Here is an 11753-nt window from a genome sequence, read left to right as displayed (position 1 = left end):
GCTCGACCCGCAGTCCGGTGCGCTCGAAAGAGCCGAGCAGCTCGGACAATTGATCCAGGCCCCGGGTCCTGGGGCAGGGCGCCGCGGTACTGCCCGGCCAGATGCCACAGGCCGGTGAAGTTGTTGAACGGCCCGCCCACGATCTGGCTGGTCCACTCGATGACGAAATTGCCTGCCGCGTCGATGCTTCCGTTGATCGGGCTGGTCTTGCCGGGCAGGCCGCCGCCGGGCTTGGGCGAACCCTGGTTGAAGACCTGGTTGTTCCAGGTGACGCCGAGGCTGCTCAGGTCACCGGTGAGCCGGCCACCGTCGCTGAACAGCTGGGGCAGGGCCGCGCCCGTGCCGGTCTGCGGATCGGTGGGGTTGGTGGCGGTGGCGAAGTCGACGCCGTAGAACCGCACGGGCGTGGTGACCCGGCCCGAGACCGCGTTGCCCGCGGGGTCGAACGCCGCGGCGGGCTGGGGCTGGTAGCCGCCGCTGACGAGCCCGCCGTCGCTGCCCGCGGACAGCGGGGTGACCGTCTGGTCGCTGCACCGCGAGTCGCTGTTCTGCAGGTAGGGGCCGCTCGCGTCGCCGGTGGGCAGGATCATGCGGAAGAAGCTGCCGGTCACCGCACCGTTCGCGCACACCCCGGGTGCGAGGGCGAACAAACCGTTGAGCGGTGCGGGATCGGCCTGCGCGGGCGGCGCGGCCAGTACCGTCAGCCCCAGCGCGGCGATGCCCGCAGCAAACCGGTACGAATTGTGACCCATGACGTTTTCCCTCGATCGATGCGGTGCTGGTGTGCTCCAACTTCTCGGACAGCACACACATGGCAACTCGAGTCGAGGAAAAAGTAAGCGTTTGCGGTCAGTCTGATCGCAATCCGCTATATTCCGGCTAAATCCCGGAAACCGCCGCTGACCTCAGCGGTCACCCAGTTCCGCCCGGGTGTCGGCGAACCACTTCTGTGTTCCGACCAACCCCGCGGCGATGTCCTTACGCGCCCCGTTGAATCCGTAAAGGTTGCCCGCGTACCGAGTCAACACGGACCCCTCGTGCTCTTCCACTTCTTCGAGCACCGCACCATCCCCCAACAGATAGGCGACGTCCGCGATTTCCCCCGGTGTCCACTCACCCCGGAACGCCTCCCACCCCCGCTCCCGCACCGCAAGCGCCCGCTCCACCAACTTGGCCCGCAAGGCCGCCCGCTCACCCTCCCCGGGCTCCCGGGACTTCAAATGCTCCCAACTAACCGGCTCCGCACCCATCCCAACCACACCCTTCCGTCAACCCCCCACCCGAACTATCCCAGCAGACCGCGCCACCGGACCAAAGCGCGGCCTGCATATTCGGCGAATACCGCTGGCGCGGAACAGTTTTGCGCTGCGGGTCAGAGGGTGGGGAGGCGGGCGGTGCGGACGAAGAAGTCGTCTATTTGTTTTATGGCTTCCAGGAAGTGGGGGAGGTCCACGGGTTTCGTCACGTAGGCGTTCGCGTGGAGGCGGTAGCTGCTCAGGACGTCTTCCTCCGAGGCGGAGGTGGTCAGGACCACCACGGGGATGGTGCAGAGGTCGGGGTCGGACTTGACGCGTTCCAGGATTTGGCGGCCGTTGTATTTCGGGAGGTTCAGGTCCAGCAGGATCAGGTCGGGGCGGGGAGCACCGGCGTGGGGTGGCTCCCGGAAGAGGAAGTTCAGGGCCTCCAGGCCGTCTCGGGCCACGAAGACGGTGTTGTGCGCCTCGTTCTCGCCGAGGGCCTCGAGCGTCATCATCTCGTCCCCGGGATCGTCTTCCACGAGCAGGACGGTGATGGGGTGGCCGAGAAGGTGCACAGAGCGCTCCTGGACTGTGAGGGGTCCCCGGCGGACGGCGGGGGTCGTGGGGGTGCGAGGACATGCTGTACGCGGCCACGACGGCGACCCCGGCCCGGCGGAAATCCGGGCGGGGCGAGCGCGCAGCGGCCCGGCGACCCACGGACGCGGGCCGTCGCGGCGAATGCTGGAACGGCAGAGCTAGAGACGGAACCCCGGCGTCGGCGAGTCGCCGCGCGGGTGTCTCCTGGAACGGTGATGTTCATTACGCGCGTCTGCCGATGCCTTCCCAGGGGTCGGATACGAACCGTTGCCACCGGGGTCTGGGGTGGAAAAGGGATGAACCGAACATACTGGCCGGCAGCCACTTTCGGTTCGGAACAGATGATAGCCCGGCGCAATCGGAAAGGCCGTGTTCAACGGCCGACGGGACGTCCGTCACGTCCGGAGCGGGGCGGGGCACCGTGTCGTGGCGACCGTGCGGGGTAGTGCGAAAGGACAGGACAACGACGCACGGGAGGTTGGTATGTCCTATGACAGTGAAGCGCTGCTGAAGGTGCTGGCTCGTTTCGCGCGCCTGTTACCCACCGAGTACGACGTGCCCACGGCGCTCGACGAACTGGTCGACGGCGTGGCGACGGTGCTCGATCTCGCCGGCGCGGGCGTCTCGCTCTACACCGACGGGCAACTGCGCTTCGTGACCGCGCCCAACGAGGCCATCGCCGCGATCGAGCGCTGCCAGGAAGCCACCCAGCAGGGCCCGTGCATGGGGGCCTTCGACTCGGGCCTGCCGTTCCCCGTCACCGACCTCGCCGAGCACGCCGAGAGATGGCCGGACTACACGGCCGTCGCCGCCGAACACAAGATCGTGTCTGCGGCCGGAATCCCCATGCATCTGGGCGAACCGGTCGGTGTGGTCAATCTGTACGACGTCACCCAGCGGGAATGGAAGCCGGCCGAGCTCGAAGCGGCTCGCGTGCTGGCCGACATCGCCACGGGCTATGTCGTCAACGCGGACAAACGCCGGCAGCAGCAGCAACTGATGGAGCAGCTGCAGCACGCGCTCAAATCCCGCGTGGTGATCGAACAGGCCAAGGGCGTCATCGCCACCACCCACCGCATCACCACCGACGAGGCATTCGAAACCATCCGCCGCTACGCGCGCCAGAACCAGTTGCGCCTGCACGCGGTAGCGGCGGCCATCGTGGACGCGGGCCTGCGGTTATGAGCCGGATCCGCTGACCGGCTCGGTCGCGCCGCTCAGCCGGTCGAAGGCGCCGGCGATGTGCGTGATGCGCGACTCTTCGAGCTCTGGCCGCGGATAGGTGGATCGGAAGATGGCCTCCCCGTCGAACATGTGAATCAGCGAGGTGGCCAGCAACCGGGCCATATCCGCGGGCAGCGCGGGCGAGAGCGCGGCCACCGCCAGCTCCTCGACCTCGGCGAGCAGCGCCCGTGCCACCGGCTCGAGGCGTTCGCGCAGATCGGCTTCGGTACGCGCGGCGACCAGCAGTTCGAACCACACCGCGTTGGTCCGATGCCGGATCTGCCCGCGCACCCGCATCATGAGCTCCACCAGATCGATGGGCCCGGTGCGGTTCTCGGGCCGGATCACCTCGGCCGCACTGCGAATGTGCCGGTGCCGCACCTCGTTCGCCGCGGCCACGACGAGATCGGTGCGAGAGTCGAAGTGCCGGAAGATCGCACCCTTGGAAATCCCGGCGCGCTTGCTGATCTCACCCAGCGAAGCTCCGTGATACCCGACCTCGCCGATGGCCTCGATGGTCGCCTCGACCAGCGCGGCGACGGTGGCCGCGCTGCGCTCGGCCTGGGTGCGGCGTCCGATCGTCGCCGTCATCGGCCTCCCGCCCGCAGGAACCGGCCGGTGCGGTGTTTGCCCAGCACCGGCGCCGCGACGCCGTCGCCGAACACGAATTCGCCGCCGATGAAGACCGCCGAGACGGTGGCGTCGTTGCGATTGACCATGCGGGACAGATTGTCATACGCGGGAATGACGTCCTCGGCGTAGGCGTCCAGGCTCGCGTCGAGGTGCTCGGGATCGATGACGATCAGATCCGCGCGATCGCCCTCGCGCAGGCGGCCCGCGTCGATGCCGTACCAGTCCGCGAGCTCGCCGGTCATGCGGTGTACCGCGCGCTCGAGCGAGATGATCGGGCGCCCCGCCTGTTCCGCGCGATGGATCCGGTGCAGGAACCGCAGCCCGAAGTTGTAGAAGGCCATGTTGCGCAGGTGCGCGCCCGCGTCCGAGAAGCCGAGCTGCACACCGGGATCCGCGCTGTAGCGGTCCAGGATCTCGGGCCGGTGATTGGAGATCGTGGTGCGCCAGCGCAGTTTGGTGCCGTACTCCACGACCAGGTCCAGGAAGGCGTCGACCGGGTGCAGGCCGCCGCGGTCCAGGCCCACCTGCCCGAAAGTCTTGCCGATGACCGCGGCGTCCGGGCATTCCACGATCTCGGCGTCGAAGAAGTCCCGATGCCACACGCGCATACCGAATTTGGCGTCGTACTCTTTGCGGAAGCGCCGCCGGTACGTCTCGTCGCGCAACAGCGCGTTGCGCTCGACCTGATCGGCCAGGTGCAGCGCGGCCGCGCCCGCCCCGAACTCCTCGAAGATCACCAGGTCGATGCCGTCGGCGTACACCTCGAACGGCACCGGCAGATGCTGCCAGCGGAAGTCCCCGCCCAGCGCGTTCAGCAGCCGCGCCAGCGGCCCCATGATGTACACCAGGTAGGGATTGGCCTTGAGGTCGGCCGCGGACAGCAGGGTGGTCTTGAGCCGGGGCCGGAACAAACCCAGCGTGCTCAGCGTCATGGCGGCGATGCTGCGCGGCGAGGCGATGTCCGGCCCCGCCTGCAGAACCCGATCACGCTGTCGCAGAATGCGATTGAGCCGCCGCCGTTCCTTGGCCCGCGCGTAGGTCGAGGGCAGCGTGCGCGACCGGGCCACATCGCCGTCGAGCCTGTCGAACAACAGCTGCTGGGCCGACATCCCCACGAAGCCGGCGTCCAGCGCCTCACACAGCGCGCCCTCCATGGCGGCCTGTTCGGCGGCAGTGGGCCGCACGCGCTTGCGGGTGGCGCGGTCCAGGCCCATCAGCGCGGTGCGCACATCCGAATGTCCCAGCATGGCAGCCACATTCGGCCCCAAGGGCAACTCTTCGAGAGCCTCGACGTACTCGTGCGCGGTGCGCCAGGTCTTCTGCTCGACCGCCTCGATCACGTGCTGACGCGGAATCGCCTCCACCCGCCCGAACAGATCGCCGGCGTCGGTGGCCTCCACGTGCACCGTCGAGAGCGAACACGACCCGAGCATGATCGTGGTGATCCCGTGCCGCACCGACTCCGCCAGCGCGGGGGCCTGCAGCACCTCCACGTCGTAATGCGTATGTATGTCGATCATTCCGGGCACCACCCACTTGCCGGCGGCGTCGACGACGTGCGGGCAGCCGGTCTCGTCGAGCGGTTCGGCCGAGACCGCCGCGACGCGATCCCCGCGCAGTCCGAGGTGGCGAAGGGCGGAGGGCGCGCCGGTGCCGTCGAACCACCGGGCGCCTTTGATGATCGTGTCGTAGGTCACACGAACATTGCAACCGATCGGTTACTAACTGTCAATACGCAAAAGAACAAAGCGCTTTGGGCAGGGTGCACGAGCCGACAGGGATTCAGGATCGGGCTGAGCGCAACCATTCGATCGGCCCGTCCCTCGGACTTACGGTGTCCGCACACTTCTTCTCGGGTGAGGACACCGTCCATGACACTGCAATTGGCGCCCGTCGCGCCGGCCGTCTCCCCGGCTCTCGTCGAGGTCGACACCAAGGAATCGGGGACCCGGCTCCGCCGCGTGATCGGTTCGGCGCGCAAGGCCTCCGGGTTGGTGCTGGTCCTGGTGCTGTGGCAGCTGGGCGCGCGGGGCTGGCTCGGTCCCACGACACCCGCGCCCTCGGAGGTGATCGAGGCCGGCTGGGAGCTGATCCGCACCGGCGAGCTGTGGCGGCACCTGGCGGCCTCCTCGCAGCGGGTCGCCATCGGCCTGAGCATCGGCATCTCGATCGGCCTGGTGCTGGGCGCGGCGGCCGGATTGTTCCGCGCCGCCGAGGATCTCGTCAACGGACCTTTGCAGGCGCTGCGCATGCTGCCGACCCTGGCGCTGGTTCCGGTGTTCATCATCTGGTTCGGCATCGGGGATCCGTTCAAGATCGCGCTGATCATCGTCGCGCCGGTGTTTCCGATCTACCTGAACGTGCTCGCCGGCATTCGCGGGGTGGACCGCCGCCTGGTGGAGGCCGCGGAATCGCTGGGCCTCAATCGATTCGAGCTGACCACCAAGATCATCCTCCCGGGGGCGCTGCCGCAGATCCTGGTCGGCCTGCGCCAGGCGCTCGGCATCGGCTGGCTCACCCTGGTGGTCGCGGAGATGCAGACCACCCCCGTCGGGCTCGGCTTCCTGATGAACGACGCCAAGGAGTTCCTGCGCACCGACCAGATCTTCCTGGTGCTGGTCATCTACGCGGTGCTCGGCCTGCTCACCGATACGTTCGTGCGCCTGCTGGAACGCCGATTCCTGGCCTGGCGCACCGGATTCGAAGGACAGTGATGACCACGAGCACCGGCGCGGGCGTCCGCATTCGCGGCGCGGCGCGCAGTTTCGCCGGGCGCAGCGTCCTGCGCGATGTGGACCTCGACATCGCCCCGGGTGAATTCGTGGCCCTGCTGGGCGCGAGCGGATCGGGCAAGAGCACCCTGCTGCGCGGGCTCGGCGGCCTCGATCGCGGTTTCAGCGGGGTGTTCGAAGCGCCCAGGACCAAGGCCATCGTCTTCCAGGAGCACCGGCTCATTCCGTGGATGAACGTGTGGCGCAACGTAACCCTGGGCGTGGACCGCGGCTCGAAGGGGCAGGCGCTGGCCGCGCTCGAGGAGGTCGGGCTCGCCGCCAAGGCCGATGTCTGGCCCTCGACGCTGTCCGGCGGTGAAGCCCAGCGGGTCGCGCTGGCCCGCGCCCTGGTCCGCAACCCCGAACTGCTGCTGCTCGACGAGCCCTTCGGCGCGCTCGACGCCCTGACCCGGCTCAAGGCCCAGGCCCTGGTGGCTCGCCTGTGGACCCAGCACCGGCAGGCGGTGCTGCTGGTCACCCACGACGTGGAAGAGGCGCTCCTGCTGGCCGATCGCGCCCTCGTGCTGCGCGACGGCGTCATCGCCGAAGCCTTCGACATCACCGTGGCGCGCCCGCGCTCGGTGGTGCACCCCGAATTCTCCGCACTACGCCGCCGGCTGCTCCTCGCGCTCGGCGTCAACCCCGATGCACCGACAGGAGCGGACCTATGACCGACACATGGCAGCGCAGCACCGACGTCCTGGTGATCGGCGGCGGCCCCGCCGCCTGCTGGGCCGCGATCCACGCCCGCGAAGCCGGGGCGCAGGTGATCCTGGTCGACAAGGGCTACACCGGAACCAGCGGCGCCACAGCGCCTTCGGGCACCGGCGTCTGGTACGTGGCCCCCGAGGCCACCGCCCGCGCCAACGCCAAGGCCAGCCGCGAGGCCCTGGGCGGGCACCTGGCCGACCACTACTGGATGGACCGGGTCCTGGATCAGACCTACACGAACATGAACCGCCTCGCGGTCGAGGGCCGCTACCCGTTCCCCGCCGATCCGAACACCGGCGAACCGGTGCGCACGGGCGTGCAGGGACCCGAGTACATGCGGCGCATGCGCGCCTGGCTCAAGCGCCTCGACGTCGAAATCCTGGACCACTCACCGGCTTTGGAGTTGCTGGTCGACGCCGACGGCGTGGTTCGCGGCGCGGCGGGCTATCAGCGCCAACTCGACCGTGACTACCGCATCGCGGCGGGTGCGGTGGTGCTGGCCACCGGCGGCTGCGCCTTCCTGTCCCGGGCGCTGGGCACGAACGTGAACACCGGCGACGGCGCGCTCATGGCGGCCGAGGTCGGCGCGCGGTTCTCGGGCATGGAGTTCTCCAACGCGTACGCCATCGTGCCCAAGGGCTCCACCGTCACCAAGACCGCCTACTACGGTTACGCCACCTTCTTCCACGAGAACGGTGACGTCCTCGAGGGCGCGGGCTCGACCAAGGGCCGCTCGGTGATCGCTCGAACCCTGCTGTCGGAGAAGGTGTTCGCGCAGCTCGACCGCGCCGACGCCACCGTGCAGGAGCAGATGCGGGTCGGTCAGCCCAACTTCTTCCTGCAGTTCGACCGGCGCGGTATCAACCCCTTCACCGACCGGTTCGAGGTGGATCTGCTCGCCGAGGGTACGGTTCGCGGCACCGGCGGCATCGATGTCGTCGACGAGCAGTGCGCGACCTCGGTGCCGGGCCTGTACGCGGCCGGCGACGCGGCCACCCGCGAACGCATCTGCGGCGGCTTCACCGGCGGCGGCAGCCACAATTCGGCGTGGGCCATGTCCTCGGGCAGCTGGGCGGGCCGGGGCGCGGCCGGATTCGCGCTCGCGGGAACGCGTCCCGATCACGCCGCGCTCACCGGCGCGGGCCGCACCGGGCTGCACCCGGACGCGGGGGAGCAGGTCACCGCCGACGAGGTGGTGGCCGCCGCCCAGCGGGAGCTGATCCCCTTCGAGAAGAACTACCTGCGCCACGGCGACCGCATTCGCCCGGCCCTGCAGGCCCTGGACGGTGTCTGGGAGCGGGCGCGCGGGCTGTCCGGGACCACCGGCGACGAGCGCGTCCGCAACCGGCAGGCCGCGGCCATCACCGCGGTCGGGCGGCTCATGTACGAATCGACGCTGGCGCGCAAGGAAACTCGCGGCATGAGCAAGCGCGCGGATCATCCCGACCTGGATCCGGGCCAGCACCATCACATTGTCTCCGGCGGACTCGACAGCGTGTGGACCGCGACCACCGCCACCGCCAATACCGGACTGGCGGTGGCCTCATGATCGAACTGGTACGCGCGGACGACTGCATCGCCTGCGACAAATGCGTCGACGTCTGCCCGACGAACGTGTTCGACCGGACCGAGAGCGGCATCCCGCTCATCGCCCGCCAGTCGGACTGCCAGACCTGCTTCATGTGCGAGGCGTACTGCCCCGCCGACGCGCTCTACGTCGATCCGAACGTGACTGCGCTGCCGGATCCCACCCTGATCCCGCAGGACCACATCGGCCGCTACCGCAAGGAAATCGGCTGGGGCCGGGGCCGCAAGCCCGGCAGCCTCATCGCGGTCGGCCCCCGCCTGCCGCACGGTGCGCCACCCCCGCGCCTCTCCGAACTCTGATCTCCCCGAAAGCTTTTCATGTTCAAGCTCAAACGCGTTCTGCCCGCCGCCCTCGCCGCGCTCGCGCTGGTCGTGTCGGCCTGCTCGTCCGGCGACGACGGATCGGCGACCCGAACCAAGATCGAAACCCTGCGCATCGGCGTCATCGGCAGCGGCAACGTGCTCACCGGCCCGCTCGGCTTCGCACACCAGCGCGGCGCGCTGCTGCCCGCGCTCGCGCCCCTGGGCGCGGAGAAGATCGAGGTCTTCAGCTTCCCCAACGGGCCGGACCTCAACCAGGCGCTGGTCGGCGGCCGGCTCGACGTGGCCACCTACGGCGACACCCCGGCATTGGTGGCCAAGGGCAGCGGTCTGCAGACGCGGCTGCTGGCCATCGCCGCGGTCGGCTACAACGCCGGCGTGGTCGCCAAGAATCCGGCCATCCGGACGCTGAAGGACCTGGCGGGCAGGAAGGTCGGCGTGCAGTCCGGCTCGTACATCGACCGCTACCTGCAGGGCGCGTTGAAGGCCGAGGGCGTCGAGGCGGCCCAACTCATCCACCTGCTGTCCACCGATGCCGAGGCACCGCTGACCAGCGGCGAGATCGACGCCGTCGCGCTGCCGGACACCAACCCGAACTCCTACCTGCGGGCGTTCCTGGCCAAGGGCTTTCATCAGGTCGACTCGATTCGGGACAATCACCCCACGCTGGCGGGCACCAGCTCCTCGGTGAGCAGCCAGCCGTTCCTGGACACCAACCCCGACTTCGGCGGCACGTGGCAAAAGGTGCTGTCCGAAGCGAACAAGTACGCCCAGGATCACTGGGACGAGTACGTGAACTACGAAGTCGCGCAGTCGAAGCTGCCCGAGGCGGTGGTTCGCGCGGCGGCCCAGCGTGATTACTTCCCCGAGGACGTCTTCTCCGAGCGGGGGATCACCCTGCTCACCGGTACCAAGCAGTTCCTGGTGGAGCAGAAGAAGATTCGTGAGGACTTCGACCTCCAGCAGTGGTTCTACCGGCCGGAGCAGACCAAGAAGGGCTGAGACCCGGGTATCGACGCCCGCTGGGATCCCAGCCGAGTTCGGGGGCGGCATCGTGCACACGCGATGCCGCCCCCGAACAGCGTCACGGTGCTCGTACCGCGACGCGGGAGGAGTCGGGTGACCTACCGGCGTGCCTCCTGGAGCGCCGGGCCATGGTGTCGGCCAATTCGCCGCTGCGGGAGCGCGGGCCGGGTTCTATGGCGGGTCGGCGTACAGCGTGGTCAGCGCCGCCGCGCGCTCGCGCAGGGTGGCCCGCAACCAGGCCGGGGTCAGTGCTTCCCCGTGGGTGCCCAACTGCCACACCGCCCATTCCGCGTGCCGGGGATCCTGGAACGTGACGGTCATGCGCAGCCGGCCGTCCGGCTCGGTCGCTTCCGCGAGCACGGCCAGCACCGTGCCCACGAGCTCCTCGCGCCGCACCGGGTCGACCCGGACCTCGACCGTCACCTGGTCGCCGCCGGTGCGGAATTTGACGCCGTGCTCGCGCCACATGCGATCCAGATCGACCTGCTCCGGCCGTTGCGCGGGTTCGTCGAGCTCCTCGGCGTCCAGGATGCGCGAGAGCCGGTAGGTCCGTTCGGCGCCGGACCGCATGGCCAGCAGATACCCGTTGCCGCGCACCGTGACCAGGCCGATCGGGTCCACCGTGCGCCAGCTCGTCTGCCGGTCCAGCGCGGTGTAGTGGATGCGCAGCCGGTGCCCGGCCAGCACCGCGCGCCGCACCGCGGTCGCGATGGGATCGGGCAGTTCCTGCCCACCGGTCGTGCGCGAGAACAGATCGACCTCCGGGTCGATCAGCAGCCGTTCCGCCGCCCCGGACGCGGTGATCCGATAGCTCTCCGGCAGCGCGTCCACAACCTTGCGCATGGCCGAGGCCAGCGGTGAGGCGAGGCCGAAAGCCTGTGCGCCACGGCGTGATCCGGCCACCAGCAGCGCCAGGGCCTCATCGTGATTGAGTCCGGTCAGTTCGGTCTGGAAGCCGGGCAGCAGTGCGAACCCGCCGAGCCGCCCGCGTTCGGCGTAGACCGGCACGCCCGCCGCCGAGAGCGCCTCGATATCGCGCAGCACCGTGCGCGTGGAGACCTCGAGCTCCCGGGCGAGCGCGGGCGCGGACATGCGGCCGTGCCGGCGCAGCAGCAGCACCAGCGACACCAGACGATCCGCACGCATGAAAAAATCTTGTCACAAATACACGACACAAGATGTCGTGATTGGCTGACAGGGTTGTTCTCATGACCGAGAACAAGATCGCAAACCACCCCCACGAACTCGCCGACCTCTTCGTCCAGCTCGCCAACGCGGGCGACGTCGACGCCCTCGTCGCCCTGTACGAGCCCACCGCCGTCCTGGCCTTCCCGCCCGGCAGCGTCGCCACCGGCCACGCCGAGATCCGCAAGGTGTACGAGGGATTCGTCGCGCACGCACCGGTGCTGGTCCCGGGGCGGCAGCATCCGACCCTGGTCAGCGAAGACGTGGCGCTGACCGCGACCACCCTCACCACCGGTGAGATCGCCGTCGAGATCGCGCGCCGCCAGCCCGACGGCACCTGGCGCTACGCCGTGGACCAGCCGGTGCTGCTGCCGTGATCCGGCGGCGGTGGGGGGGGGCGGGGCCGCGCCCCCCCCCCGGCCCCCGGCCCCCAAACAGGCGCGCCCCCCCCCCCCCCCCA

At 69.3% G+C, this 11753-nt stretch carries 13 protein-coding genes; 7 read left to right on the top strand and 6 right to left on the bottom strand.

Annotation, left to right across the window (positions count from 1 at the left end; translation table 11 throughout):
- From ABZ319_RS38375 to ABZ319_RS38365, 3 genes are all read right to left on the bottom strand, one after another.
- Window positions 1-752: hypothetical protein (locus ABZ319_RS38375; RefSeq protein WP_354991505.1), on the bottom strand; the 752-nt coding region annotated here is incomplete at its 3' end.
- Window positions 753-905: 153 nt separating this feature from the next.
- Window positions 906-1250: a hypothetical protein gene (locus ABZ319_RS38370; RefSeq protein WP_354991504.1), complete on the bottom strand. Its 345-nt coding sequence runs from the start codon at window positions 1248-1250 to the stop codon at window positions 906-908.
- Window positions 1251-1372: 122 nt separating this feature from the next.
- Window positions 1373-1813: a response regulator gene (locus ABZ319_RS38365; protein WP_354991503.1), complete on the bottom strand. Its 441-nt coding sequence runs from the start codon at window positions 1811-1813 to the stop codon at window positions 1373-1375.
- 505 nt (window positions 1814-2318) lie between these two features.
- Between ABZ319_RS38365 and ABZ319_RS38360 the strand changes: the two genes are divergently transcribed.
- Complete coding sequence (locus tag ABZ319_RS38360) at window positions 2319-3020, top strand: GAF and ANTAR domain-containing protein (protein ID WP_354991502.1); 702 nt, start codon at window positions 2319-2321, stop codon at window positions 3018-3020.
- Here the strand turns inward: ABZ319_RS38360 and ABZ319_RS38355 are convergent.
- Together ABZ319_RS38355 and ABZ319_RS38350 are read right to left on the bottom strand one after the other, a co-directional pair.
- The gene (locus tag ABZ319_RS38355) at window positions 3015-3650 is read right to left on the bottom strand and encodes a TetR family transcriptional regulator (RefSeq protein ID WP_354991501.1); all 636 of its coding nucleotides are present in this window, start codon (window positions 3648-3650) and stop codon (window positions 3015-3017) included. The genes ABZ319_RS38360 and ABZ319_RS38355 overlap by 6 nt on opposite strands.
- Window positions 3647-5389, bottom strand: a complete 1743-nt coding sequence (locus ABZ319_RS38350) for an amidohydrolase family protein (protein ID WP_354991500.1) — start codon at window positions 5387-5389, stop codon at window positions 3647-3649. Before ABZ319_RS38350 ends, ABZ319_RS38355 begins: the two co-directional genes overlap by 4 nt.
- A 174-nt stretch (window positions 5390-5563) precedes the next feature.
- On the opposite strand from ABZ319_RS38350, the gene ABZ319_RS38345 reads away from it, so the two are divergent.
- The 5 genes from ABZ319_RS38345 to ABZ319_RS38325 are packed head-to-tail and all read left to right on the top strand — an operon-like array spanning window position 5564 to window position 10084.
- Complete coding sequence (locus ABZ319_RS38345) at window positions 5564-6406, top strand: ABC transporter permease (RefSeq protein WP_354991499.1); 843 nt, start codon at window positions 5564-5566, stop codon at window positions 6404-6406.
- A complete protein-coding gene (locus ABZ319_RS38340) occupies window positions 6406-7134 on the top strand; it encodes an ABC transporter ATP-binding protein (RefSeq protein ID WP_354991498.1) in 729 nt (242 codons plus the stop codon). The genes ABZ319_RS38345 and ABZ319_RS38340 overlap by 1 nt, the downstream gene beginning before the upstream one ends.
- Window positions 7131-8723, top strand: a complete 1593-nt coding sequence (locus ABZ319_RS38335; protein WP_354991497.1) for an FAD-binding protein — start codon at window positions 7131-7133, stop codon at window positions 8721-8723. The genes ABZ319_RS38340 and ABZ319_RS38335 overlap by 4 nt, the downstream gene beginning before the upstream one ends.
- Window positions 8720-9061 (top strand): 4Fe-4S dicluster domain-containing protein, encoded by a 342-nt coding sequence (locus tag ABZ319_RS38330; protein WP_354991496.1) that lies wholly within the window; start codon window positions 8720-8722, stop codon window positions 9059-9061. The genes ABZ319_RS38335 and ABZ319_RS38330 overlap by 4 nt, the downstream gene beginning before the upstream one ends.
- Before the next feature lie 18 nt (window positions 9062-9079).
- Entirely contained in the window at window positions 9080-10084 is a 1005-nt protein-coding gene (locus tag ABZ319_RS38325; protein WP_354991495.1) for an ABC transporter substrate-binding protein, read from the top strand.
- 195 nt (window positions 10085-10279) lie between these two features.
- Here the strand turns inward: ABZ319_RS38325 and ABZ319_RS38320 are convergent, their stop codons facing one another.
- Window positions 10280-11254 carry a WYL domain-containing protein gene (locus tag ABZ319_RS38320; RefSeq protein WP_354991494.1) on the bottom strand — a complete coding sequence of 325 codons (975 nt, stop codon included), beginning with the start codon at window positions 11252-11254 and terminating at the stop codon, window positions 10280-10282.
- 62 nt (window positions 11255-11316) lie between these two features.
- On the opposite strand from ABZ319_RS38320, the gene ABZ319_RS38315 reads away from it, so the two are divergent.
- Window positions 11317-11670 (top strand): nuclear transport factor 2 family protein, encoded by a 354-nt coding sequence (locus tag ABZ319_RS38315; RefSeq protein WP_354991493.1) that lies wholly within the window; start codon window positions 11317-11319, stop codon window positions 11668-11670.
- Window positions 11671-11753 lie beyond the last annotated feature (83 nt).

This window comes from Nocardia sp. NPDC005978 (assembly GCF_040614455.1).
Classification (GTDB): domain Bacteria; phylum Actinomycetota; class Actinomycetes; order Mycobacteriales; family Mycobacteriaceae; genus Nocardia.
The sequence above is the reverse complement of the archived record's forward strand: the minus strand, read 5'-3'. Positions and strand labels throughout refer to the sequence as shown.

Bases quoted from the DNA above. Each gene is read 5' to 3' on its own strand.
- ABZ319_RS38330 (WP_354991496.1), top strand. From the start codon at position 8,720: ATGATCGAACTGGTACGCGCGGACGACTGCATCGCCTGCGACAAATGC.
- ABZ319_RS38345 (WP_354991499.1), top strand. From the start codon at position 5,564: ATGACACTGCAATTGGCGCCCGTCGCGCCGGCCGTCTCCCCGGCTCTC.
- ABZ319_RS38320 (WP_354991494.1), bottom strand. From the start codon at position 11,254: ATGCGTGCGGATCGTCTGGTGTCGCTGGTGCTGCTGCTGCGCCGGCAC.
- ABZ319_RS38315 (WP_354991493.1), top strand. From the start codon at position 11,317: ATGACCGAGAACAAGATCGCAAACCACCCCCACGAACTCGCCGACCTC.
- ABZ319_RS38325 (WP_354991495.1), top strand. From the start codon at position 9,080: ATGTTCAAGCTCAAACGCGTTCTGCCCGCCGCCCTCGCCGCGCTCGCG.
- ABZ319_RS38335 (WP_354991497.1), top strand. From the start codon at position 7,131: ATGACCGACACATGGCAGCGCAGCACCGACGTCCTGGTGATCGGCGGC.
- ABZ319_RS38340 (WP_354991498.1), top strand. From the start codon at position 6,406: ATGACCACGAGCACCGGCGCGGGCGTCCGCATTCGCGGCGCGGCGCGC.
- ABZ319_RS38355 (WP_354991501.1), bottom strand. From the start codon at position 3,650: ATGACGGCGACGATCGGACGCCGCACCCAGGCCGAGCGCAGCGCGGCC.
- ABZ319_RS38370 (WP_354991504.1), bottom strand. From the start codon at position 1,250: ATGGGTGCGGAGCCGGTTAGTTGGGAGCATTTGAAGTCCCGGGAGCCC.
- ABZ319_RS38360 (WP_354991502.1), top strand. From the start codon at position 2,319: ATGTCCTATGACAGTGAAGCGCTGCTGAAGGTGCTGGCTCGTTTCGCG.